The 22,564-nt window shown below is 72.5% G+C and carries 23 protein-coding genes; 8 read left to right on the plus strand and 15 right to left on the minus strand.

Features of this window, described 5'->3' with window-relative positions; genetic code table 11:
* Positions 1-1,547: 1,547 nt before the first annotated feature.
* Entirely contained in the window at positions 1,548-1,919 is a 372-nt protein-coding gene (locus N8J89_RS34990; protein ID WP_283661221.1) for a YybH family protein, read from the minus strand.
* Positions 1,920-1,943: 24 nt separating this feature from the next.
* Here N8J89_RS34990 and N8J89_RS34995 point away from each other — a divergent pair, with 24 nt between their 5' ends.
* Positions 1,944-2,348, plus strand: coding sequence for a winged helix-turn-helix transcriptional regulator (locus N8J89_RS34995; RefSeq protein WP_283661222.1), 405 nt, complete (start codon positions 1,944-1,946; stop codon positions 2,346-2,348).
* Here the strand turns inward: N8J89_RS34995 and N8J89_RS35000 are convergent.
* Positions 2,308-3,072 carry an alpha/beta fold hydrolase gene (locus N8J89_RS35000; protein ID WP_283661223.1) on the minus strand — a complete coding sequence of 255 codons (765 nt, stop codon included), beginning with the start codon at positions 3,070-3,072 and terminating at the stop codon, positions 2,308-2,310. The genes N8J89_RS34995 and N8J89_RS35000 overlap by 41 nt on opposite strands.
* Before the next feature lie 20 nt (positions 3,073-3,092).
* Here N8J89_RS35000 and N8J89_RS35005 point away from each other — a divergent pair, with 20 nt between their 5' ends.
* Positions 3,093-4,703, plus strand: a complete 1,611-nt coding sequence (locus N8J89_RS35005) for a GNAT family N-acetyltransferase (protein ID WP_283661224.1) — start codon at positions 3,093-3,095, stop codon at positions 4,701-4,703.
* On the opposite strand, the gene N8J89_RS35010 is transcribed toward N8J89_RS35005, so the two are convergent.
* The 3 genes from N8J89_RS35010 to N8J89_RS35020 are packed head-to-tail and all read right to left on the minus strand — an operon-like array spanning position 4,634 to position 6,240.
* Positions 4,634-5,353, minus strand: a complete 720-nt coding sequence (locus tag N8J89_RS35010; protein WP_283661225.1) for an alpha/beta hydrolase — start codon at positions 5,351-5,353, stop codon at positions 4,634-4,636. The two genes, N8J89_RS35005 and N8J89_RS35010, sit on opposite strands and share 70 nt — an antisense overlap.
* The gene (locus N8J89_RS35015; protein ID WP_502868367.1) at positions 5,350-5,652 is read right to left on the minus strand and encodes an Rv1322 family protein; all 303 of its coding nucleotides are present in this window, start codon (positions 5,650-5,652) and stop codon (positions 5,350-5,352) included. Before N8J89_RS35015 ends, N8J89_RS35010 begins: the two co-directional genes overlap by 4 nt.
* 39 nt (positions 5,653-5,691) lie before the next feature.
* Positions 5,692-6,240, minus strand: coding sequence for a DUF4262 domain-containing protein (locus tag N8J89_RS35020; protein ID WP_283661226.1), 549 nt, complete (start codon positions 6,238-6,240; stop codon positions 5,692-5,694).
* 37 nt (positions 6,241-6,277) lie between these two features.
* Here N8J89_RS35020 and N8J89_RS35025 point away from each other — a divergent pair, with 37 nt between their 5' ends.
* From N8J89_RS35025 to N8J89_RS35040, 4 genes are all read left to right on the plus strand, one after another.
* Positions 6,278-6,490: an FmdB family zinc ribbon protein gene (locus N8J89_RS35025; RefSeq protein ID WP_283661227.1), complete on the plus strand. Its 213-nt coding sequence runs from the start codon at positions 6,278-6,280 to the stop codon at positions 6,488-6,490.
* Between the two features lie 44 nt (positions 6,491-6,534).
* Positions 6,535-7,440 carry an LLM class flavin-dependent oxidoreductase gene (locus tag N8J89_RS35030; protein ID WP_283661228.1) on the plus strand — a complete coding sequence of 302 codons (906 nt, stop codon included), beginning with the start codon at positions 6,535-6,537 and terminating at the stop codon, positions 7,438-7,440.
* Between the two features lie 101 nt (positions 7,441-7,541).
* On the plus strand, positions 7,542-7,784 hold the full coding sequence (locus tag N8J89_RS35035; protein WP_283661229.1) for a hypothetical protein: 243 nt from the start codon (positions 7,542-7,544) through the stop codon (positions 7,782-7,784).
* 203 nt (positions 7,785-7,987) lie between these two features.
* On the plus strand, positions 7,988-9,484 hold the full coding sequence (locus N8J89_RS35040) for a glycoside hydrolase family 28 protein (RefSeq protein ID WP_283661230.1): 1,497 nt from the start codon (positions 7,988-7,990) through the stop codon (positions 9,482-9,484).
* Here the strand turns inward: N8J89_RS35040 and N8J89_RS35045 are convergent.
* The 6 genes from N8J89_RS35045 to dhaK all read right to left on the minus strand — a co-directional run bounded on the left by N8J89_RS35045 (position 9,481) and on the right by dhaK (position 15,716).
* The gene (locus N8J89_RS35045) at positions 9,481-10,482 is read right to left on the minus strand and encodes a DUF6183 family protein (protein WP_283661231.1); all 1,002 of its coding nucleotides are present in this window, start codon (positions 10,480-10,482) and stop codon (positions 9,481-9,483) included. The genes N8J89_RS35040 and N8J89_RS35045 overlap by 4 nt on opposite strands.
* A 24-nt stretch (positions 10,483-10,506) precedes the next feature.
* A complete protein-coding gene (locus N8J89_RS35050; RefSeq protein ID WP_283661232.1) occupies positions 10,507-12,279 on the minus strand; it encodes a 3-hydroxyacyl-CoA dehydrogenase family protein in 1,773 nt (590 codons plus the stop codon).
* Between the two features lie 118 nt (positions 12,280-12,397).
* Positions 12,398-13,315 (minus strand): DUF3558 domain-containing protein, encoded by a 918-nt coding sequence (locus tag N8J89_RS35055; protein WP_283661233.1) that lies wholly within the window; start codon positions 13,313-13,315, stop codon positions 12,398-12,400.
* Between the two features lie 30 nt (positions 13,316-13,345).
* The gene (gene dhaM / locus N8J89_RS35060; protein ID WP_283661234.1) at positions 13,346-14,080 is read right to left on the minus strand and encodes a dihydroxyacetone kinase phosphoryl donor subunit DhaM; all 735 of its coding nucleotides are present in this window, start codon (positions 14,078-14,080) and stop codon (positions 13,346-13,348) included.
* Complete coding sequence (dhaL, locus tag N8J89_RS35065) at positions 14,077-14,715, minus strand: dihydroxyacetone kinase subunit DhaL (RefSeq protein ID WP_283661235.1); 639 nt, start codon at positions 14,713-14,715, stop codon at positions 14,077-14,079. The genes dhaM and dhaL overlap by 4 nt, the downstream gene beginning before the upstream one ends.
* On the minus strand, positions 14,715-15,716 hold the full coding sequence (dhaK, locus tag N8J89_RS35070) for a dihydroxyacetone kinase subunit DhaK (RefSeq protein ID WP_283661236.1): 1,002 nt from the start codon (positions 15,714-15,716) through the stop codon (positions 14,715-14,717). The genes dhaL and dhaK overlap by 1 nt, the downstream gene beginning before the upstream one ends.
* Before the next feature lie 142 nt (positions 15,717-15,858).
* On the opposite strand from dhaK, the gene N8J89_RS35075 reads away from it, so the two are divergent.
* Positions 15,859-16,869 carry an ABC transporter substrate-binding protein gene (locus N8J89_RS35075; protein ID WP_283661237.1) on the plus strand — a complete coding sequence of 337 codons (1,011 nt, stop codon included), beginning with the start codon at positions 15,859-15,861 and terminating at the stop codon, positions 16,867-16,869.
* Between the two features lie 51 nt (positions 16,870-16,920).
* On the opposite strand, the gene N8J89_RS35080 is transcribed toward N8J89_RS35075, so the two are convergent.
* A complete protein-coding gene (locus tag N8J89_RS35080) occupies positions 16,921-18,405 on the minus strand; it encodes an aldehyde dehydrogenase family protein (RefSeq protein ID WP_283661238.1) in 1,485 nt (494 codons plus the stop codon).
* 125 nt (positions 18,406-18,530) lie between these two features.
* On the minus strand, positions 18,531-19,526 hold the full coding sequence (locus tag N8J89_RS35085) for a hypothetical protein (protein ID WP_283661239.1): 996 nt from the start codon (positions 19,524-19,526) through the stop codon (positions 18,531-18,533).
* 725 nt (positions 19,527-20,251) lie between these two features.
* Between N8J89_RS35085 and N8J89_RS35090 the strand changes: the two genes are divergently transcribed.
* Positions 20,252-20,392: a hypothetical protein gene (locus N8J89_RS35090; protein ID WP_283661240.1), complete on the plus strand. Its 141-nt coding sequence runs from the start codon at positions 20,252-20,254 to the stop codon at positions 20,390-20,392.
* An 8-nt stretch (positions 20,393-20,400) separates the two neighbouring features.
* Here N8J89_RS35090 and N8J89_RS35095 read toward each other — a convergent pair whose 3' ends face one another.
* Positions 20,401-20,697, minus strand: a complete 297-nt coding sequence (locus tag N8J89_RS35095) for a hypothetical protein (protein WP_283661241.1) — start codon at positions 20,695-20,697, stop codon at positions 20,401-20,403.
* Between the two features lie 10 nt (positions 20,698-20,707).
* Positions 20,708-22,411 carry a sodium:solute symporter family protein gene (locus N8J89_RS35100; RefSeq protein WP_283661242.1) on the minus strand — a complete coding sequence of 568 codons (1,704 nt, stop codon included), beginning with the start codon at positions 22,409-22,411 and terminating at the stop codon, positions 20,708-20,710.
* Positions 22,412-22,564: the final 153 nt, after the last annotated feature.

Here is a 22,564-nt window from a genome sequence, read left to right on the forward strand (position 1 = left end):
CCGAGGCGGAGAAGCGCAGGGCGGACGCGCTGGAGCAGTCCACCACGATGGTCCGCGAGGCCACCGAGGAAGCCGCCAAGCGCAGGGCCGACGCCAAGGCCGAGTCCGAGCGGATGGTCCGCGAGGCCACCGAAGAGGCGAACAAGCGGGTCGCCGAGGCCACCGCCGAGGCCGAGAAGCGCCGCGCCGACGCCCTCGAGCAGTCCACGACCATGGTCCGCGAAGCCACCGAGGAGGCGGCCAAGCGGCGCGCCGACGCCAAGGCCGAGGCGGAGAAGCTGGTCAAGGAAGCCACGGACGAGGCGGAGAAGCGCCGCGCCGACGCGCTGGAGCAGTCCACCACGATGGTCCGCGAGGCCACCGAGGAAGCGGCCAAGCGCAGGGCGGACGCCCTTGAGGAGTCCACCACCATGGTCCGCGAGGCCACGGAGAAGGCCGAGCGCCTGCTCCGCGAGGCCACCGAGGAGGCCGAGGAGCGCCTGACCACGGCGACCAGGGAGTCCACCAAGCGGGTCGAGTACGCGACCAAGCGGGTCGAGCTGCTGCGCGCGCTGCGCGGCCGGGTGACCGGGCAGCTGACCACGATGCAGGCCGAGCTGAAGGCCATGCACTCGGAGATGGAGGCCATCCACGGCCTGTTCGTGGACGCCACCCCGCTGCTGGCCGAGGGCGACGACGAGAACCTGATCCTGGACCAGCCGGTGCTCCCCGAGCCGGAGCCCAAGCCGAAGGCCGAGGCCAAGCCCGAGCCGAAGGCGGAGCAGCCCGCCGAGGACAAGCCGGAGACCCCGAAGCCGCAGGCCCAGCCCGCCGCGGCCCCCGCGAACCAGGCCGCCGCGGGCAACGCCGCACCGGGCGGCCAGTCCGCCCCGGCCAAGCAGCCGGCGGCCCCGGCGAACCAGCCCGCGCCCGGCAACCAGCCCACCACCGCGGTCAGGCAGCCGGTCGCGCAGGGCGGCCAGCCCGCCCAGAGCAAGCAGCCCGTTGGGCAGGGCAACCAGCCTGCCGGACAGGGCAACCAGCCCGCCGGGCCGCAGGGCCAGCCGCCGGTGTCCCCCGCCGGAGTCGCGCCGGGCGCCCGCCCGCAGCACGCGCCGGCCCAGGGCCAGCGCCAGCCCGCGCCGCAGAACGCGAGCCAGGGCCGTCCGGCCCAGCACAACCCCGCCCAGAACAACCCGGCGCAGGGCGGCCAGCCTGGCTCGCCGCAGGCTCCCGCCGACCCGGCCCGCACCACCGCGGTCCAGCCGCCCAAGGGCAACCCCGCCAAGCGGACCCCGAACGTCCAGGCGCAGAACCCCGCCTCCCAGCCGCAGCAGCCGCCCGCCCGGCGGGGCCCGCAGGCCCCGCATCCGCAGCGGCAGCCCGCGGGACAGCGGCCGAACCTCGATCCGCCGACCACCGCGATGAAGAAGCCCCCGGCCCAGCCCCAGTCCGATCTGGACGGTCCGACCAAGCAGCTGCGCAAGCCCTCCGGCCCGCAGAACCCGCCCCGCCGTTAGTAGAGGTCGTGTTTCCGGTGTCACGCCAGCGACACCGGAAACACGACCTCAGGCGCAGCCGTGCGGGTTGTCGATCACGTATCGCCACCACCCGTCCGGCCCGCGCCGGGCGACATCGGTGGCCGTGCCGCTGAGGCCGGCCCCGCGGATCTCCCAGTCGACGATCAGCAGGGCCAGGTCCTCGACGACGTAGGTGTGCCGGGGCCGGACCTCGATCGGGTGGCCGAGGGCTTGCAGCCGGGCGTTGGCGGCCAGGCGGTCCTGGCCGGTGACCGGGTTGCCGGGCTGGGGGGCGAGCAGGCCGCCGGGCTCGTAGACCTGTTCCACGGCGGCCGGGTCGCCGGTGTTGAAGGCGGCGGCGAAGACGTGCGGGTGCTGGCCGGGATCGGTGGTCAGCCGCACACTGGTGTTGTGGTCCATGCCGACACCCAAGAGCCCCGCGCCGTGGGTCACCAAACGGAAACCCCCGGCTGGGACGCCGAGCTGGTCCCCGACGAACGGGGCCGCACCGACCGGCCGGAACCGGACTGCCCGGTCGAGGTGGCGCTGGCCGCGATCGCCGGGCGGTGGACGACGCTGGTGCTGCGCGAGCTGATGCACGGTCCGCGCGGCTTCTCCGAGCTGCGGGCCGCGCTGCCCACGCTCAGCGCCAAGATCCTCACCGAGCGGCTGCACGAGCTGACTGCCCGCGGCCTGGCGCACCGCGAGCAGGTCAACGCGTTCCCGCCCAGGGTCAGCTACCGGCTCACCGAGACCGGGCTGGCGCTGCGGCCGCTGCTGATCTCCCTCTACGACACCGGGGCCGCGCTCATCCGCTCGCGCGCAGGAACTCCAGCACCGCCGCGCTGAACTCCTCGGGCACCTCCAGCGGCGGCAGGTGCCCGCTGCCGGGCAGCTGCACCAGGCGGGACGAGGGCACCAGTCCGGCCATGGCCGCGGCCAGCGCGGGCGGGATCAGCGCGTCCTCCCGGCCGGTGATGACCAGGGTCGGCACGGTCACCGCGGCCAGGGTGGCGGTGGAGTCCGGCCGGGCCGCCATCGCCCGCTGCGCCCAGCTGATCCCCTCGGCGGACTGGGCCGCGACCAGCTCGCGCACCGCGGCGACCACCTTCGGCCGTTCGGCGTGCGTGTACTGGCCGAGCAGGCCCTCGACCACGGCGCCCGGCAGCCAGTCCACGCCCTCGGCCTCGATCCGGGCGACCATGGCCAGCCGGTTGGCCCGCTGTTCCGGGGTGTCCGCGATCGCCTTGGTGTCGGCCAGCACCAGCCCGGACACCCGCTCCGGCGCCAGCCGCAGCAGCGCCATGGCCACGTAGCCGCCCATCGAGCAGCCGCCCAGCACGACCCGGTCCAGGCCCAGCTCGTCCAGCAGCGCGAGCACGTCCCTGGCGACCACGTCCAGGTCCGGTGGCTCCGCGCCGAGCGGGGTGCGGCCGAGGCCGCGCTGGTCCGGGGTGATCACCCTGGCGTGGTCGGCCAAGGCGCGGCGCACCGGGTCCCACATGCGCGAGTCCAGCGGAAACGCGTGCAGCAGCACCAACGGGCGGCCAAATCCAGTGTCGTTGACGGGCACGGGTTCCTATCCTGCCCGCTGTGACCACGCCACGCCTGATCGTGCTGACCGGGATCTCCGCCGCGGGGAAGACCACCGTGGGCAGACTGCTGGCCGAGTCCTTCCCGCGCGGCGCGTTCGTCGAGGGCGACCAGGTGCGCGAGATGGTGCGCACCGGGCGGGTGGACATGAGCCCCGACCCCGCTCCGGACGCGCTGGACCAGCTGCGGCTGCGCTACCGGCAGGCCGCGGCGCTGGCCGACTCCTTCGTCGCCGCCGGGTTCACCGCGGTGGTCGAGGACGTGATCATCGGGGCGGAGCTGCGCACCTTCCTGGCCGCGGTGCGCTCCCCGCTGGTGCACCTGGTGGTGCTCGCGCCGGAGACCACCGCGGTCGGCGCGCGGGAGACCGGGCGGGACAAGACCGGCTACGGCGGCGAGTGGACCGTGGACGTGCTGGACCGGATCTTCCGCGAGCAGACGCCCCGGCTCGGGCTGTGGCTGGACTCCTCCGGCCAGACCCCGGCGGAGACGGTGCGGGAGATCCTGGACCGGCTGCCGGAGAGCCTGCTCAGCGATCCGCCGGAGCTGCTGCGCACCGAGCGGCTGCTGCTGCGCCGGGTCAGGGACGCGGACCTGCCCTCGGTGCTGGAGATCCAGTGCGACCCGGCCGCCAACGAGCACAACACCACACCGCCGAGCCCGGCGAAGGCCACCGCCCAGCTGGCGGACTGGCAGCGGGTCTGGGCCGAACAGGGCATCGGCTACTGGGCGATCGTGCTCGCCGGGACCGGCGAGACCATCGGCTTCGGCGGCCTCGCGCCACGCCGGATCAGCGGAACAGACTCGTTCAACCTGTACTACCGGTTCCGGCCGTCCGCCTGGGGCCAGGGCTACGCGACCGAGATGGCCAGGGCCGCGCTCGACTGGGCCGCCGGGGCGAGCCCCGACCGCCCGGTCGTGGTGGCCACCATGCCGGACAACACCGCGGCCAAGCGGGTCGCGGCCAAGCTGGGCATGGTGCGGGTCGGCATCACCGAGGACTACGCCGACGAGGGCGATCCGGCGCTGGACCTGTTCCGCAGGCCACTGCCCGCGCCCGAGGAGCTGCACACCGAACGCCTGTGGTTGCGCCGGCTGCGCGAGGAGGACTTCGCGGAGTTCGCCGCGGTGCAGGGCGATCCGGCGACCAACCGGTTCAACCGCAAGCCGCAGACCCCGGAGCGGGTGGCCGAGCTGCACCGGATGTTCCTGGACGACTGGGGGCGGGAGGGCATCGGCTACTGGGCGGTGTGCCTGGCCGAGACCGGCGAGCTGCTCGGCTACGGCGGGGTGCGCAAGACCGAGATCGACGACCGCCCGTCGCTCAACCTGGCCTACCGGTTCCGGCCGAGCGCCTGGGGCAAGGGCTACGCGCCGGAGATGGCCAGGGCCGCGGTGGACTGGGCGGCACGGGCGCATCCGGAGCTGCCGGTCAGCGTGGTCACCCACTTCGACAACCTGCCCTCGATCCGGGTCGCGGAGAAGCTCGGCTTCGTGCTCGCCGGGACCACCGAGTACGGCGGCCAGGGACCCTCGGCGCTCTACCGCGACCCGGCCCACTGCCGGGGCAGCGGGGTCGGGACCTCCGGCGCGACCACGCCGACCAGCTGATCCAGCACCACGTCCGCCTGCCCGACCAGCAGGTGCTTCGCCCCCGGCAGCGCCACCACCCTGGCCTGCGCCAGCGGCGCGAACCGGGCCCGTGCCTGCGCCGGTCGCAGGTGGTCGTCCAGCTCCGGCACCAGGCAGGTCACCGGCAGCCCGGAGGCCGTCCACCGGGCCAGCGCCGCCGGGGTGCTCCAGCGCAGCGGCGGCGCGACCAGCACCGCGCCCCGCACCGCCGGGTGCACGCCGTGCAGCAGGGCGAGGTCGGTGCCGAAGGACCAGCCGAACAGCCACACCTCGGGCAGGCCGCGGTCCTGGGTGAAGGCCAGCGCGGCGGCCAGGTCGTGCCCTTCGCCCGCGGCCGCCTCGAACTCGCCCTCGCTGCGCCCGGCCGCGCTGGCGGTGCCCCTGGTGTTGAACCGGAGCACCGCGAACCCGGCCAGCGCGGGCAGCCGCCAGGCGGCCTTGCGCAGCAGGTGGGAGTCCATCATGCCGCCGTGCGTGGGCAGCGGGTGCAGGCAGACCAGGGTGGCCCTCGGCGGCCGGTCCGCCGGCAGCGCCAGCTCGCCGACCAGGGTCAGGCCGTCCTCGGTGCGCAGCGACACGGGTTCGCGGACGGCCGGGAGCACGGTGTTCGGGCCGATCGGGGTGCTCACGACCACCGCCGGGTCGGGCCGCGCCGGGACCGGGCGCCCCAGCAGCCGCTGTGCCAGTGCCGCCGGTCCGAAGCCGAGCCCAGCTCGTCCGCGGGCCAGGCCACCACGTGCGGCACGCCCGGCCGGATCTCGTGGTCGCAGCCGGGGCAGCGGTAGTTCTTGGTGGTCTGGGAACCGGGCACCGAGCGGACGATCCAGTCGCCGTCCGGGCCGGACTCGGTGCGGTTGTCCCCCAGGCCACCGCCCAGCGGCCGGTGGCCGCCACGATCGGGGCCCTGGGCGCGGTTACGGCGTGGCACGAGGAAAAACGGTAACCCGGGCGGGTTGGCGGGGCGCGATCAGACCTCGGTGGCGATCCGCGGCCACAGCCCGCCGGGGTGCTCGGCCAGCGGCAGCCACAGGCTGGGCTGGCGTTCCCGGCAGGTGTCGCCTGCTTCCGGGTGCCATGGCCAGTGGCCGTGCCGGTCCGGCCAGACCACCTGGAGGAACGGCGGCGTCCGGTGCCGGTAGAAGCCGACCGCGATGCCGAAGAGGCCGTCGTGCCAGCTGTCATCGGCCGCGCGCAGCCGCACCGGGTGGCCTTCCAGCACGTCGGTCAGCTCCGCGCCGTCGGTCAGCCTGCCGCCGCCGGGCACCCGGTCGGCGAGTTCGTTCACCCAGGTCAGCATGTCCTGCCCGTGCAGGCCGAACATGGCCAGCTCCGGCTGCCGGTAGGAGTGCCAGAGGCCGTAGCTGAACGCCCAGCCGGGCTCCCGCGCGCCGTCCAGGATGCCCACCACGCCCCAGCCGTGCCTGCGCACGGTGCCGATCTCGCGCTCCCACTCCGCGCCGCCACGGGCATCCGGCGGCTCGCAGATCAGGCAGGCGCACTCCGTTGTGGTCGGCACAGCCGAACGGTAACCCCGGATGCCGCACAATGGCGGCATGCCGCGTTATGAGTTCCGCTGCCGCGAGTGCGCTGGCACCTTCGAGCTGTCCCGTCCGATGAGCGCGTCCAGCGATCCGGCCACCTGCCCGGACGGCCACACCGACACGGTGAAACTGCTGACCACGCTCGGGATGACCGGTCGCGGTGGCGCCGCGCCCGCGCCCGCCGGTGGCGGCGGGGGCTGCTGCGGTGGCGGCTGCTGCGGCTGATCCGCCCTTGACCTCCAGTTAGCTGGAGCAGTCAGCCTGGCAGCATGTCGTCCGCGAAGAAGCTCACCCTCGGCGTGATCCTGCCGCCGATCCCCGCCACCGACCCGGCGCTGACCGTGCCCGCCGCCGCCCGCTTCGCCGAGGAGCTCGGCCTGGACGGGGTGTGGCAGGGCGACCACCTGGCCATCGGCAGGCCCAGCCTGGACCTCGGCGTCGGCCTGGCCGCGGCCGCCGCGGCGACCACCAGGGTGCGCATCGGGGCCAGCGTGTTCGTGCCCGCGATCCGGCCGCTGGCCTGGGCGGCGAAGCTGGCCGCCAGCCTGCAGGAGGTCTCCGGCGGCAGGCTGGTGCTGGGTATCGGCTCCGGCGGCGGCGAGGCCCAGTGGGCCGCGGCCGGGATCCCCTACGCCGAACGCGGCCCGCGCACCGACCACGCGCTGACCCTGCTGCCCAGGCTGCTCTCCGGCGAGACCGTGCTGCTGCCCGACGAGCCGGGCGAGCCCGAGCTGGACCTCGCCGTGCGGGTGCCGGTGCCGCCGTTCTGGGTCGGCAACGACTCCCCGCCCGCGCTGCGCCGGGCCGCCCGGCTGGGCCAGGGCTGGTTCCCCTCGCTGGTCTCCCCGGACCGGGTGCGCGCGGGCCGCGCCCAGCTGGCCGAGCTGGCCGGGGACCGCCCGCTGCCCACCATCGCGGTCGGCGCGGTCTCCGCCCTCGGCGACGAACCGGGCCTGGCCGACCGGCACGGCATCGCCGAGCAGATCAGCCGCGCCTACCAGCGGTCCGTGGCGGAGGTGCTGTCCGTGCCGCTGACCGGCACTCCGGCCCAGGCCGCCGAGCAGCTGGCCGCCTACCGGGAGGCCGGGGCCGAGCACATCGTGTGCGGGTTCGCCGGTGGTGCCTGGCGGCGGCAGGCCGAGCTGCTGGCCGAGGCGGGCAGGCTGCTGGACTGACCTGACCGGGTGGCGCCACGCACCCGAACCGGCGACCGGGGCTGTCCCGGGCCGCCGCGACCGGCTAACCAGGGAGACAACCCGGCCAGTCGGAGGAAACCATGCGCAAGCCAGTGGCAACGGTCATCATCGCGGCGGCCCTGGGCGCGGCCCTGGCCGGTCCGGCGGCCGCCGCGCCCGCCGACGCCGAGGAGTGCGTGGCCTACGCCGTGGCCGAGGAGGATGCGGGCTACCTGCTCGCGGACCTGGCATGCTCCGCAGCCACGCTGATGCAGTGCTACCGGCTCTTCCGCGCGGAGTACGGGCCGCAGCTGTGGGCGCTGACGGCCTGCTCGATGCGCTGAGGCTGGCCCCCACGCCCTGGCTGGCCCCTACGCCCTGGCTCGCCCGCGCGCCCTGGCTCCGCCGGCTGGCCCTTGCGCTCCCCCCGCCCGGCTCCTAGCGTTGCAAACGCTTACATTCTGTGCCGACTGAAAACCGCCGCCTCTTCGCAGCAGTCCCCGCTCCGCCACGCGGGCCAGTGGAACCGCATCGAGGAGACCCGCTCATGAACCGAACCTGGCGCTCCCGCCTGCTCGTCCTGGGCACCGCGGCCGCCACCACGCTGGCCGTGGCCACCCCAGTGCTGGCCGCACCCGGCGCCACCTTCAACATCCGCGACTACGGCGCCAAGGGCGACGGCAAGGCCATCGACTCGCCCGCCATCGACAAGGCGATCAGCGCGGCCAGCGCCGCGGGCGGTGGTGTGGTCGAGGTGCCCGCCGGGACCTACCTGTCCCGGTCCATCCACCTCAAGAGCGACATCACCGTCAACCTGGCCGCCGGGTCGAAGATCATCGCCGCCGGCAGCGGCATGGACAAGCCGGAGCCCAACGAGTTCGACGACTACCAGGACTTCGGGCACAGCCACTTCCGCAACGCCCTGATCTGGGGCGAGCACGTGTCCAACGTCCACTTCACCGGCGCCGGCACGATCGACGGCGACAACAAGCTGGAGACCAGCAACACCCCGGCTTCCGGCGTCGCGGACAAGGCGATCTCGCTGAAGTTCTGCCAGAACGTCACCTTCACCGGCATCACCATGCGCCAGGGCGGGCACTTCGCGGTGCTGGCCAACGGCTGCGACGGGATGAGGTTCAGCCGGGTCAAGATCCTCACCTCCGAGGACCGGGACGGGATCAACATCATCAACAGCTCGAACGTGGAGGTCGCCGACTCCCTGGTGGAGGCCAGCGACGACGCGGTGGTGTTCAAGAGCGACTACGCGCTGGGCCGGACCTTTGTCAGCCGGCACAACGTGGTGCGCGACTCCACCATCAAGTCCACCGAGAACAACGCACTCCAGTTCGGCTCGGAGACCTGCGGCGACTTCCGCGACCACCGGTTCAGCAACCTCAAGATCACCGGCGCGGGCAAGGCGGGGCTGGGCATCGTGTCCATGGACGGCTCGGTGATCGAGGACGTCCACTACGACAACATCACCCTGACCCGGACCACCGCGCCGATCTTCCTGCACGTGGGCAAGCGCTCGCGCTGTCCAGGCAAGCCACCGGCGGGCAAGATCCGCAACATCACCTTCACCGGCATCTCCGGCACCAACCTGACCTCGCCGACCACCGTGCCCGGCGGCCCCGAGCACACCAGCACCATCACCGGCCGCACCGACTCGGCGATCGAGAACGTCAGCTTCACCAACGTCAGGCTGACCGTGCCCGGCAACCACCCCGCCTCGGACGCGAACCGGGTGCCGCCGGAGAACAGCACCGAGTACCCGCCGCGGATCTTCGGCGTGCGGCCCTCCTTCGGCTTCTGGATCCGGCACGCCAAGGACATCAGCTTCACCGGCAGCACGTTCGAGTTCGACAAGAACGACGGACGGCCCGCGTTCCTGGCCAACGACACCAGCGGCGTGGTGATCAACGGCGTCCGGGTGGAGCGCAGCACCGGGCTCTACGACGTGACCTTCCAGAAGAGCAGCGGCCAGTCGGTGACCGGCAGCTCCACCACCTCGGGCGCGGAACTGCGCACCCGCACGCAGAACTAGTCGGCGCCGGTCGCGGCCAGCACGGCCACCGCGCCGTCCGGCCGCACCGCGAGCAGGCCCAGCGAGCCCGGCTCGCGGTAGAACCACGGGCCGTCCACCACGAACTGCCACCACCGGCAGCGCGCCTCGCCCGGCCGCGCGACATCGGCGAGCCGGGCGAGCGCCTGTCTGGTGTGCAGCCGGGCGTAGGCGCCGCTGCCCTCCTGGGCGGTGGTGGCGAACACCGCGGCGAAGGCCCCGGCCAGGGCCAGCTCGCGCACCCGCACGCTCTCCGCCCCGGCCAGGCACTCCAGCGGCAGGCTGGTCAGCAGGTCCGGCTGCCAGGGCGCGCTCAACCGGAACAGCCCGCTCTCCACCCGGCCACCGGCCCCGGCCAGGCGATGGCTGGTGCCGGGGGCGACCTCGTCCAGCGCCCAGGGCAGCCGCTCGACCGTCGCGGTCGGCTCCGCGCCACCCTGGTCCGGCCACAACGGCAGCGTCCGGTAGGGCTCGGTGACGGCGCGGACGTGCTCGAACTCGGCCAGCCGCAGCGGCAGCTCACCCAGCGGGTGCGTGCCGTGCAGCGCCTCGGCGTAGGCGACGGCCTCCGGCACCGCGGACAGGTCGCCGTGCCGCAGCACCGTCTCCTGCAGCAGACAGGCCAGCACCTCGTCCTTCGGCCCGGCGTCGGCGAAGAAGGCGTCCAGGTTCTCCAGCGGCTGCCCGGCGGCCAGCAGCGCGGCGGCCCTGCGCTTGTCCGGCACCGGGATCCGCTCGTCCCCGGCCAGCTGCAGGGCGGCCACCACGCTGAACGCGCCCGGCCGGGCGGCCAGCGCGGTGATCACGCCCCAGCGCACCGCCGCCGCGGCGGCGGAGTCCGCCTCCAGCAGCGCTTCGCCGAGGTGTAGCAGCTCGTCGATGCGCCCGGCGTCCGCCCAGCCCTGGACGAGGGTCAACTCCTCGTCGCAGGACTCGGCGGTGCGCAGCCTGCTGACCATCTCGTCGATCGTGGCCTCCACGATCCCTGAGGCTACCGAGCCCGCTCAGGCGGTGTAGTCGCGGAATCCCTTGCCGGTCTTGCGACCCAGTCGACCTGCGGTAACCAGGTGTTCCAGCAGCGGCGCCGGCGCGAACCCGGCCTCGCGGAACTCCAGGTACAGCTCGCGCTGGATGGCCAGGGCCACGTCCAGGCCGACCACGTCCAGCAGTGCGAACGGGCCCATCGGCAGGCCACAGCCGACCTTCATCGCGTTGTCGATGTCATCGGCGGAGGCGTAGTGCGCCTCCAGCATCTTCACCGCGTCGTTGAGGTAGGGGAACAGCAGCGCGTTGACGATGAAACCGGCGCGGTCGCCGCAGGTCACCGGGTGCTTGCCGAGCTTGCGGCAGACCGCCTGCGCGGTGGCCACCACCTCGGGCGCGGTGGAGATGGTGTGCACCACCTCGACCAGCTTCATCACCGGCGCGGGGTTGAAGAAGTGCAGGCCGACCACGTCGGCGGGGCGGCTGGTGACCGCGGCCAGCTCGATCACCGGCAGCGAGGAGGTGGTGGTGGCCAGCACCGCGCCCGGCTTGCACACCTCGTCCAGGGTGGCGAAGACGGCCTTCTTCACCGAGAGCTCCTCGGCGACGGCCTCGACCACCAGGTCGGCGTCGGCCAGGTCGCCGAGGTCGGTGGTCACCTGCACCCGGCCCAGCGCGGCGTCCCGGTCCTGTTCGGACAGCTTGCCGCGCAGCACGGCCTTCTCCAGCGAGCGGCGCAGCGCGTCCAGCGCGGACTTGGCCTTGCCCTCGCTGCGGGCCCGCACGACCACGTCGTGCCCGGCCTTGGCGAAGACCTCCACGATGCCGGTGGCCATGGTCCCGGTGCCGACCACGCCGACCCGCTGCACCTCGCGGACCTGCTCGTGCTCGCCACCCTCGGCGCTGACCGCGTCCACCACGGTGGGCGAGTCGGGCGCGTCGTAGGTGTAGAAGCCGCGCCCGGTCTTCCGGCCGAGCAGCCCCGCGGTGATCATCTGCTTGAGCAGCGGCGCGGGCGCGTGCAGCCGGTTGCGGGACTGGTGGTACATCGTGTCGAGGATCTCGTAGGCGGTGTCCAGCCCGATCAGGTCGAGCAGCGCCAGCGGGCCCATCGGGTAGCCGCAGCCCAGCTTCATGGCCGCGTCCAGGTCCTCGCGGGTGGCGTAGCGGCCCTCGAACATGCGCACGGCGTGGTTGAGGTAGCCGAACAGCAGCGCGTTGGCGATGAAGCCGGCCCGGTCGCCGATGACCACCGGCACCTTGCCCAGGCGCTCGGCCAGCGCGGTCACGTCGTCGACCACGTCCGGCTCGGTGACCACGGTGCGCACCACCTCGACCAGCTTGAGCACCGGCGCCGGGTTGAAGAAGTGCATCCCGACCACCTTGCCCGGCCGGGAGGTGTGCACGGACAGCTCGGTGACCGACAGCGAGGAGGTGTTGGAGGCCAGGATGGTCTCCGGCGGGCAGATCCGGTCCAGCTCGGCGAAGACCTGCGCCTTGAGCTCCATCCGCTCCGGCACCGCCTCGATCACCAGGTCCGCCTCGGCCAGCGCCTGCAGCGAGGTGGTGAACTCGATCTGCGCGAACAGCGCGTCCTTGCCGGCCTCGTCCAGCTTGCCCCGGCGCAGCGCCCGGTCGGTGGAGTGCTCCACGTGGCCACGGCCGCGGGCCAGCGCGTCCTCGGTCACCTCAACCGCGATGACCTTGAGCCCGGTGCGCGCGAACACCTCCGCGATACCAGCGCCCATGGTGCCCAGACCGACGACTCCCACGGTGGTGAAATCACGCGTCACGACTCTGCCTCCCACGACTTCGGGGGACCCGCTGACGGGTGCTACGGGCCAGTAACTTGTGGTGATAGTGCCACGCTGCGTGTTGTTTTCCCCGGTGAGGTTCGCCACGGGGGTAAGCCTAGAGAGCGGGCAGCCTGGGCCAGACCTCGGTGGCCACCTCGCGAGCGAGGGGACAGTTCTCCTCCGCAGGCAGGGCGCTGTACACCGCGACCCGCGCGTTCTCCAGGTAGTCCTGGCCGAACCGGATGTGCCTGGTGTCCACCCGGCAGGAGGGCAGCAGGCCGCCGCCCGCGGGCTGGGCGCGGACCAGCGAGTCCCGTCCGCCGATGCGCTCCTCGGCCGCGGGTGTGGCCGGGTCGGGGTCCACCACGCTGAAGGTGACCAGCAGCGAGGGCGAGTCGGGGCGGCGGCCGCCCCACTGGCAGACGTGCCGGTTGCCGTCGCCGTTGGGCTGCGGGGTGTCGATGCCGGGGACCTTGGCGGCCAGTCCGGCAGGCACCAGCGGGCAGGGGTCCACGCCGGCCAGGGAGTTGGGCGGGTAGGCGCGGGTGCGGGCGCCGCCGGCGCGCAGCACCGTGCGCACCGACTCGGCCGCGGCCTCGGCTACCTCGCAGAGCTGGGCGTCCGCGCCGCTGACGTCCACCGTGACGTAGCGCAGGTCGGGCAGCAGCACCACCGAGCCGCAGGAGTCGGCCACCGCCCTGGCCCGGCCCACCCGCACCCCGTCCCGCTCCACCAGCTCGAAGCCGAGCTGGTCGGCCGCGTTCGCCGCGGCGAGGCGGCCGCCGGAGGCCAGCGTCACGGTCAGCTCGTCGACCCCGTTGCGCAGCGCGAAGCGGCAGTCGTCGAAGTTGAGCTCAGGTCCGGGCACCTGGGTGCCGAAGCGGCTGAGCGCGTCCGGCGCGACCAAGCTGCACGGGTCGAGGCGAGGCCAGTCCGGCGCGGGGGTGGTCGCGCCAGGACCGGCCGCCGGCGTGCCGCAGCCGGCCAGCACGGTCGCCAGGACCGCGCAGGTCAGAACGCCGCGGGCACCCATGATCCGCAGGGTAGGCGCGGATCAGCGGGCTCACTCGTCGAAACCGCGTTCCGCCAGCGCTGCCACCCGAGCGAGTGCCTCCTGGGCGTCCGGGCCGACCGCGCGCAGCGTGATCCGGTCGCCGCCGCGCGCGCCCAGGCCCATCAGCGCGAGCACGCTGGCCGCGCTGACCTCCTGGTCGCCGAAGCGCACCGAGGCCTCCACGTCCAGCTCGGCCACGGTCCTGGCCAGCAGCGCGGCCGGCCTGGCGTGCAGGCCGACCTCGTTGCGCAGCTCGATCTCCAGCTCGACCAGCCCGCTGGAGCTGGGTTCGGCGTGGCCGTGCCCGTGGTCGTGCCCGTTGGCGCCCAGGAACAGCTCGTCCACGGTCTCGCCGATGGCGAAGGCGGTCGCGGTCGCGGCGGCGTCGGCCACCTCGTCCAAAGTGGACCCGCCCTGCGCGGAGACCGCGGCGGCCACCGCGCCCTCGGCCAGCGGCGCGTCCACCACCACCGCGCGGCCGGGGTCGCCCAGCACCTCCACGGCCAGCTCGGCGATCATCTGCGCGCTGCCCAGGTCGTAGAGCAGCACCACGCCCTCGCCGTCGTCGGCGCGTTCCAGGGCGGCCGAGACGGTGTCCAGGTCGGTGCCAAGGCCGCCGTCCTCCGGCAGGCCGCCCGCGGCCAGGATGCGCACCTCCGGCGCCATCTGCTGGGCCAGCTCCACCACGCCCTCGGCCAGCTTCGCGCTGTGCGAGACGATCACCAGCCCCACCCGGCGGCTCATCGCGCGCCGCCTGCGTGCCGCGCCAGCGCGGTCAGCAGCAGGGAGGTCGAGCGCGCACCCGGGTCGATGTGCCCCGCGCTGCGCTCGCCAAGGTATGAGGCGCGGCCCTTGCGGGCGACGAGGGGCTCGGTCGCCGCCGCGCCGTCCGCCGCCGCGGCGGCGGCCGCGGACAGGGTCGCGGGCACATCGGCGCCCTCGGCCGCCGCGGACTCCGCGGCCAGCACCGCGGGGGTCAGCGCGTCCACCATCGTCTTGTCCCCGGGTTCGGCCTTGCCCCTGGCCACCACGCCGTCCAGCGCCGCCCGCAGTGCCGTGGCCACGGCGGTCGCGTTCAGCTCGGCGAGCCCGTCCACCGCGGCGCCCGCGCGCAGGAACGCGGTGCCGTACAACGGCCCCGCCGCCCCGCCCACCGTGGAGATCAGCGTCTTCGCCGCCGCCTTGAGCACCGATGCCGGCCCCGACCATCCTCCTCCGTCCATTGTGGACACCACGGCGGTGAAGCCCCTGCGCAGGTTCTCCCCGTGGTCGGCGTCACCGATCCGGCGGTCCAGCTCGACCAGCTCGTCCCGGTGTTCGATCACCACCGCGGCCGCCGCGACCAGCGCGGCGACAAGATCCTCTGTCGAACAGCCCATCACATCCCCCACCGCAGTGCCGCGGTCCGCACCGGCGCGTCCCAAAGATCAACCAGTTCGTCATCGAGCTTGAGCAAGGTCAGGCTCATCCCCTGCATCTCCAGACTGGTCACATAGGACCCGACCAGTCGCCGTCGCACCGTGATACCGCGTTCGGACAGCAACTTCTCCGCGATTCCGTGCGCGAGGTAGAGCTCGATCTGCGGGGTGCCGCCCATCCCGTTGGTCAGCAGCAGCACCTCGTCGCCCTCGGCGAAGGGCAGGTCCTCGACCACCGCGTCCACCAGCCTGCGCACCAGCGCGTCGGCGGGCTCCACCGGCAGCCGGGCCCGGCCGGGCTCGCCGTGGATGCCGATGCCCAGCTCCATCTCGTCCTCGGCCAGGGTGAAGCTGGGCTGCCCGGCGTGCGGCACGGTGCACGCGCTCAGCGCCATGCCCAGGGTGCGGGTGCGCTCGACCACCTTGCGCGCCAGGTTCTCGCACGCGTCCAGGTCGTCCCCGCGCTGCGCGGCCGCACCGACGATCTTCTCCACCAGCACGGTGCCGGCCACGCCCCGGCGGCCCGCGGTGTAGAGGGAGTCCTTGACCGCCACGTCGTCGTCGACCACCACGGTCCGGACCTCGGTGCCCTCGACCGCGGCGAACTCGGCCGCGGTCTCGAAGTTGAGCACGTCCCCGGTGTAGTTCTTCACGATCAGCAGCACCCCGGCCCCGCCGTGCGCCGCCTCGATCGCGGCCTGCACGCCGTCCGGGGTCGGCGAGGTGAACACCGGGCCGGGCACCGCGGCGTCGAGCATGCCGGGCCCGACGAACCCGCCGTGCAGCGGCTCGTGTCCTGATCCCCCGCCGGATATCAGCGCGACCTTTCCGTCGACCGGCGCGTCCACCCGGTGGACCACGGCCGGATCGGTGCGCACGGTGAGCAGGTCGGCATGGGCCAGTGCCATCCCGCGCAGCGCCTCGGACACCACGTCGGCCGGATCATTGATGATCTTCTTCACGCCGGTCTCCTCGCGGTTGGGGGACTGATCGTCTTTACTACACCGCCTTCGCCCCAGTGCCAAAGGGCACATCCGCGATGGGCCTGACGAGCGCTTTCCCGGAGTTATGGTGAGCCTAACCTCAGGAAAGTCAGGAGAACCGGTGACAAACAGGACCAGGCGGCTGGCGGCGACGGCCATGGGCGGGCTGCTCGTCCTGCTCGCGGGCTGCGGCGGCGCGAAGCCGGCCGACGTGCCCGCGGTGGCCGCGGGCGGCGCGGACTTCGGCAAGGCGGGTGAGCAGTCCGCGCAGTTCGGCACCACCGCGGCGCCGGGGGTCTTCCCCAGGGTGGTCAAGCACGGCATGGGCGAGACCACGCTGCCCAAGCGCCCGGAGCGGGTGCTCGTGCTGGACACCGGCGAGCTGGACAACGTGGTCGCCCTCGGCGTCAAGCCGGTTGGCGTCGCCTACACCGAGGGCAGCCCGGCCATGCCCGCCTACCTGGGCGATCGCGCCGGGACCCCGGAGAACGTGGGCACCGCCAACGCGCTGAAGCTGGAAGCGATCAAGAAGCTGCAACCGGACCTGATCCTGGGCTCCAAGCTCCGCGCCGAGGCCCAGTACAAGATCCTCTCCGACATCGCCCCCACCGTCTTCAGCCTCCGCCCGGGTTACACCTGGAAGGAGAACTTCCGCCTCAACGCCGCCGCCCTGGACCGCACGGCCGACGCGGAGAAGATGATCAAGGACTACGAGGCGCACGCGCTGGCCGCGGGCAACCGGATCGAGGCCAGGCAGGGCAAGCGCCCCACGGTGTCCATGGTCCGGTTCATGCCCGGCCGGATCCGGCTGTACGCGAACAAGTCGCTGATCGGCACCGTGCTCGCCGACGCCAAGCTGCCCCGCCCGCAGTCCCAGCAGGTCGACGACCTGGCGGTGGAGGTCAGCTCGGAGAACCTGGCCAAGGCCGACGGCGACGTGATCTTCATCGGCACCTACGGCGACCCGGCCAAGACCGCGCAGAAGGACGTGCTGGCCTCCCCGATCTGGCAGCAGCTCGGCGCGGTCAAGGCGGGCAGGTCCCACTCCGTCAACGACGAGACCTGGTACCTGGGCCTGGGCGTGCTCGCCGCGGACTCGGTCATCTCGGACCTGGAGCGCCTGCTCGGCTGACCCGCGAGGGGCGGCCCAGCGCCGCCCCTTGCCGGCGGCGTTCCGGCCGGCTCAGCGGCGGTGCACCAGTCGCAGGATGCGCAGCAGCCGCCGCACGGTCCGCGAGCCGCGCGCGAAGGACATCGGCTGCAACGGCGCCTTGAACTTCTGCCGCGTCACCGCCTGCGTCCTGGCGAACTCGCGCAGCCCGTCCGCGCCGTGGATCCGCCCGAACCCGGAGTCCCCGATCCCGCCGAAGGGCAGCGCGGGCACCGCGGCGAAGGAGACCACCGAGTTGACCGAGACCATCCCGGCGCGCAGCCTGCGGGCCAGCTCCATCCCGCGCGAGCGGGAGAAGACCGTGCCGCCGAGCCCGTAGCGCACCGCGTTGGCCAGCCGGACCGCCTCGTCCACATCGGCCACCCGGTTGATGGTCAGGGTCGGCCCGAAGGTCTCCTCGGTGATGGCCAGCGAGTCCTCCGGCACGTCCAGCAGCACCACCGGTTCGACGTAGGGCGCGCGCACCGACTCCTTGCCGCCGACCACCGCCATCGCGCCCTTGCTCAGCGCGTCCTCGATGTGCGACTGGATGATCGGCACCTGACCCGGCATGGTGATCGGCCCGAGGTCGGCGGTCGACTCGGCCCCTGGCTTGAGCCGCCCGGCGATCCTGGTGACCCGCTCGGTGAACTCCTGCGCCACCGAGTCGACCACGTACACCCGCTCCACACCGACACAGGTCTGCCCGGCGTTGGCCATCGCGCCCCACACCGCGGCCTGGGCCGCGGCCTCCAGGTCGGCGTCGGCGTCCACGATCAACGCGTCCTTGCCGCCGCACTCCACCAGCACCGGGGTCAGCGTCTCCGCGCAGGCGGCCATCACCCGCTTGCCGGTGGCGGTCGAGCCGGTGAACGCGAGCTTGTCCACCCCGGCCTTGCACAGCGCGGCCCCGGTCGCGCCGAACCCGGTGACCAGCGAGAACACCGGCCACTCCGGCACCACCTCGGCGAAGGTGTCCACCAGCCAGGCGCCGACCCCAGGGGTCAGCTCACTCGGCTTGAACACCACCGCGTTGCCGGCGGCCAGCGCGTAGGAGATGGAGCCCATCGGCGTGTGCGCCGGGTAGTTCCACGGCCCGATCACACCGATGACACCCAGCGGCAGGTACTCCACCGTGGCCGCCTGGTTGGACATCAGCAGACCGGCGGAGACCTTGCGCCGCTTGAGCACCTTCTCCGCGTTCTTGGCCGCCCACTGCAGGTGGTCGACCACGAGCACCAGTTCCAGCCGGGCGTCGTCCAGCGGCTTGCCGGTCTCCGCGCAGATCACGCCCGCCAGCTCGTCCAGCCGCTTGAGCAGCAGGTGCCGCCAGACGTCCAGCCGCTTCTTCCGCTCGGCGAACCCCAGCTCGCCCCACCACTGCTGAGCCTCGCGGGCCCGCTCCACCGCGGCGCGCACCTGCAACGCCGAGTGCACCGGGTACTCGCCGACCACCTCGGCGGTCCGAGGGTCCAGCGAGGTGAAGGACTCGGCCTGTTCGCGTACCGCCCCGGTCATCGGCGCCTCCGACAGCTCAACGTCGCACGGACCCTTGTTACCGCACAGTAGTCGTCCGTGTGGGCTGCTGTCAGCCCGCCCTCGGGGGCAGCCCCGGGCATGAACCGCCCGGATGACCCGCGGGGTCAGGTCTTGGGGAACTTGGCCTTGAGCGCCTTGACCACGCCGATGGCCTTGCCGCAGGCGTCGTAGCCTGGCGTGTTGGGCACGTCGGTGACCTCGACCGTGACCACCTCGGCCTTGGTGCCCTCGGTCGTCCGGTAGGGCCAGCTGATCTCGCACCGGGGGTGGCTGGTGTTGAAGAACTTCTTGTAGACGGTCAGGCTGTCATCCACCTTCACCTCCTCCGGCTTGAGCGACTTGATCTCCTTGGGGTTGGTCGCCACGCCCAGCTCGATCTTGAGCGCGAGCCCGTCACTGCGCCGCCAGCTGCACTGGTGCAGCCGCCACGGGAAGATCGACGGCACGTTGGTCAGCACCTCGGCCAGCGCGACCTGGTCCAGCACGGTGCAGGTGTCCACCTGGGCCAGCACCCCGGACTCGGGCGTCCGCTGCGGCGCGTTGCCCTTGATCCGGTTGATCACGGCCGCGCCCGCCTTGTTGCTCAGGTCGCAGCGGTTCTCCACCTCGGACCGCACCGAGACGCCGATCCCGAGCGAGTACGAGCCCTCCTGAACCAGGATCTTGTGGTCGCAGAAGCTCTGGTTCACGCTCTGATCCGCTTTGAGCCCGCCCACCTCCTTGGTCAGCCGCTTGCTCTCCAACAGCATGTTGATGCCCAGCTCGACCTTCACCGAGGCGGTCTTGCCGTCCTTGCGCAAGGTCACCGAGCACTCGTCGTACCCGGTCTGCACCGGCGACCCGGCCTCACCCAGCTCCGCCAGCGGCTCCGCGTCGATCACCCCACACGGATCCACCTTGCGCAGCCGCTCCGGCGCGAACGCGGGATCCACCGGCCGCCCTTCGGGCACCCCGCCGTTGCTCCCGGACGGCTCGGCGGCCGGGATGGTCGACCGCGAGTGGTTCACCTTGGCCAGGTTGGCGTCGGTGCCACAGGAGGCCACTCCCGCCAGCAGGGCGAACGCGGCGAGCAGTGAGGGCAGAGGCTTCACGCGGAACACGAGGTGCACGGTAGCGAGCCCACGCCCACGCCGTGCGCCGAACCCGCCGATCCAGGCCGCGACATCCGCGGACCGCCGGGGTGCAGCGCCCGGGGACAGCCGGGTTGGAAGCCGCGGAACAACCGCGCGGACGCCCCGAAACCGCCGCAGCCATCGCCACCACCGCGCCACCACCGGGTGCGCCGCGGATGCTCGCCGGTCTGCCTCGCGCGATGGCTCGCCGGGTTGCGCCGCGTGATGGCTGGTCGGCTTGCGCCGCGCGGTGCTTCGCCGGGTTGCGACGCCATGGGCACCGGAGCTGTCCCTGCCGACAGCCGGGGCCGTGCTCGACGACCGATCGCCTCCTGGCCGCTCTGCTATCTGAGTCGCATCTGGTCCTCCTCCGCTCGCTGGGCTGGTCGCCGGGCCACGGGAACGACGCTGCCAGACCAGCCGAGGCCGGGAAAGCCAGCTCGGCGCCGCCTGTGGACAACTCGCCACTTGTGGATAACTCGGCGGATTCGCCAGCGGGCGGGGCGGGAGGGCCGCCGGGATGCGGTAGGCAGGTTCCATGCGACGACGAGCAACAACGCAGCTTGGTTACCGCAAGTCAACAGGCGCGTTAAAGCGCCAGGTGAACCGCCGTGTGCCGGATCACGGACGGTTTCGGGAACGATACAGAAGCCTGGAGCGATGTATTAGGTGAGCGGATCGACCGCTCAGGCAACGAACCGCGAAGGAGCAAGATGAGCGACCGCAACACCAGGAACGCCGGGCCCCGCACTCGTCCGGTGCGCGCCAGGCTGGGCCGGGCGGTGCGGTGGGTGGACGCCTGGACGCTGGAGGCGTTCAACCCGGTCTACCCGCACCGCCGGACCAACCGTTGAGCTAGCGGCTAGTGCCCGCCGGCGCCAGTGGCGTCGTCGGCGGCTTCCGCCTCCGCCGGCATCCGCAGCGGGCGCGCGACGGTCCAGATGACGAAGAACGCGGTGACCGCGAGCATCGCGACGCCGGTCCACAGGTTGATGTTGATCCCGCCGGTCTTGAACAGGTCGGTCTCGGTGGTGTCGAACAGGCCCACGAAGGTGAGGACCACCCCGTAGATCCCGAACAACAGCGCGATGATCAGGCGCAGGTCGAACAGGCTCGCCATCCCACTGGACGGCTTCGCCCCGGTCGCTTGTTCAGCCATGGTCCCTCCCTCAGCCGACGAAGATGTTGAGCAGGATGGTCAGCACCAGCACGCCGCCGCCCAGCAGCGCGGGCGAGCGGTACCAGCCGGCGTCGTCGCCGGTCTTGGAGTGGGTGCGGGTCTCCTTCGGGGTCAGGCTGTAGACCAGGCCGACCAGCTCGGAGTCCGGCTTGGGCTTGGTCGCCAGCGAGACCGCGACGCTGACCAGGATGTCCACCACGAACGCCGCGCCGGCGCCGATGAAGCTCGCGCCCTGGCCGGGCAGGTCCAGCACCTGGATGCCCAGCTTCGGCTCGGACAGCAGCCACACGGTGACCGCGGCCAGGGTGCCCGCGACCAGGCCGGTCCAGCCCGCGGTCGGGGTCATCCGCTTCCAGAACATGCCCAGGATGAACGTGGCGAACAGCGGCGCGTTGAAGAAGGAGAACAGCGCCTGGATGTAGTCCATGATGTTGGACCCGCCCAGGTTCGCCGCGATGAACGCGGTGCCGATCGCGATCACGCACGCGCCGACGGTGGCCAGCCTGCCGATCCGCAGGTAGTACTCGTCCGGCCGGTCCTTGCGGATGTAGTCCTGCCACAGGTCGTAGGTGAAGACCGTGTTGAACGAGCTGACGTTGGCCGCCACACCGGCCATGAACGAGGCCAGCAGACCGGCGATGGCCACGCCGAGCACACCGTTGGGCAGCAGGTCGCGCATCAGGTACAGCAGGACCTGGTTGTACTCCGCGCCGGAGCTGTGGTCACCGGCCTTGATCGCGGCGATGTCCGGCACCAGGACCGCGCCGATGATGCCGGGGATGATGATGATCGCCGGGATCAGCGCCTTGGGGTAGGCGCCGATGATCGGGGTGCGCCGGGCGGCCGACATGCTCTTGGCCGACATCGCGCGCTGGACCTCGGCGAAGTTCGTGGTCCAGTAGCCGAAGGACAGCACGAAGCCGAGGCCGAAGACCAGGCCGATGACGCTGAGCGTGCCGTCGGCGATGCCGGTCAGGTTGCTGGCCGGCCAGGTGGACAGGTTCTGCGCGCCGCCGGTGCTGGCGGTGACCTTGGCGACCAGGCCCTCCCAGCCGCCGATCTTGTGCAGCGCGATGATCGTGATCGGCGCCAGCGCGGCCACGATGACGAAGAACTGCAGCACCTCGTTGTAGATGGCCGCGGACAGCCCGCCCATCGTGGTGTAGGCGAGCACGACCACCGCGGCGATCACGATGGACAGCCAGATCGGCCAGCCGAGCAGCACGTTGATGATCACCGAGAGGGCGAACAGGTTGATGCCGGCGATGAGCACCTGCGCCACCGCGAAGCTCAGCGCGTTGACCAGGTGCGCGGGGCGGCCGAACCGCCGACGCATGAACTCGGGAACGCTGCGGACCTTGGATCCGTAGTAGAACGGCATCATGACCAGGCCGAGGAAGACCATGGCCGGGATGGCGCCGATCCAGTAGTAGTGCACGGTGGCCAGGCCGTACTGGGCGCCGTTGGCCGTCATGCCCATCAGCTCGAGGGCGCCGAGGTTGGCCGAGATGAAGGCCAGCCCGGTCACCCACGCCGGCAGCGAACGGCCGGAGAGCAGGAAGTCGAGACTGGTGGACACCGAGCGTCGGGCCATGTAGCCGATGCCCAGCACCAGTACGAAGTACACCGCGAGCAACGCGTAGTCGAGCAGGCTTGCGTCTAGACGCAGGCTCGAAGCGGCGAGCGCTTCCACCCGGGCTCCACCTCCAAGGTCAGCACGGTCGTCGTCCGACGTGACGGCGGTACCGTAATGCCTTCATCACAGGTCAGCTACACAGAGGTCAGGGGCCTCTCCATCGATGCAGGTGAGAGCGCTTTCAAATATCTGGCCTGTGGATGTCTCCAC

Origin of the sequence: Crossiella sp. CA-258035 (assembly GCF_030064675.1) — a bacterium.
In the GTDB taxonomy this organism is placed as follows: Bacteria; Actinomycetota; Actinomycetes; order Mycobacteriales; family Pseudonocardiaceae; genus Crossiella.

What these genes read in the sequence shown, in the direction of transcription:
- N8J89_RS34990 (WP_283661221.1), bottom strand. Translation starts at nt 1,919, where the DNA reads ATGGACCACAACACCAGTGTGCGGCTGACCACCGATCCCGGCCAGCAC.
- N8J89_RS35025 (WP_283661227.1), top strand. Translation starts at nt 6,278, where the DNA reads ATGCCGCGTTATGAGTTCCGCTGCCGCGAGTGCGCTGGCACCTTCGAG.
- N8J89_RS35030 (WP_283661228.1), top strand. Translation starts at nt 6,535, where the DNA reads ATGTCGTCCGCGAAGAAGCTCACCCTCGGCGTGATCCTGCCGCCGATC.
- N8J89_RS35035 (WP_283661229.1), top strand. Translation starts at nt 7,542, where the DNA reads ATGCGCAAGCCAGTGGCAACGGTCATCATCGCGGCGGCCCTGGGCGCG.
- N8J89_RS35040 (WP_283661230.1), top strand. Translation starts at nt 7,988, where the DNA reads ATGAACCGAACCTGGCGCTCCCGCCTGCTCGTCCTGGGCACCGCGGCC.
- N8J89_RS35055 (WP_283661233.1), bottom strand. Translation starts at nt 13,315, where the DNA reads ATGGGTGCCCGCGGCGTTCTGACCTGCGCGGTCCTGGCGACCGTGCTG.
- dhaM (WP_283661234.1), bottom strand. Translation starts at nt 14,080, where the DNA reads ATGAGCCGCCGGGTGGGGCTGGTGATCGTCTCGCACAGCGCGAAGCTG.
- dhaL (WP_283661235.1), bottom strand. Translation starts at nt 14,715, where the DNA reads ATGGGCTGTTCGACAGAGGATCTTGTCGCCGCGCTGGTCGCGGCGGCC.
- N8J89_RS35080 (WP_283661238.1), bottom strand. Translation starts at nt 18,405, where the DNA reads ATGACCGGGGCGGTACGCGAACAGGCCGAGTCCTTCACCTCGCTGGAC.
- N8J89_RS35090 (WP_283661240.1), top strand. Translation starts at nt 20,252, where the DNA reads ATGAGCGACCGCAACACCAGGAACGCCGGGCCCCGCACTCGTCCGGTG.
- N8J89_RS35095 (WP_283661241.1), bottom strand. Translation starts at nt 20,697, where the DNA reads ATGGCTGAACAAGCGACCGGGGCGAAGCCGTCCAGTGGGATGGCGAGC.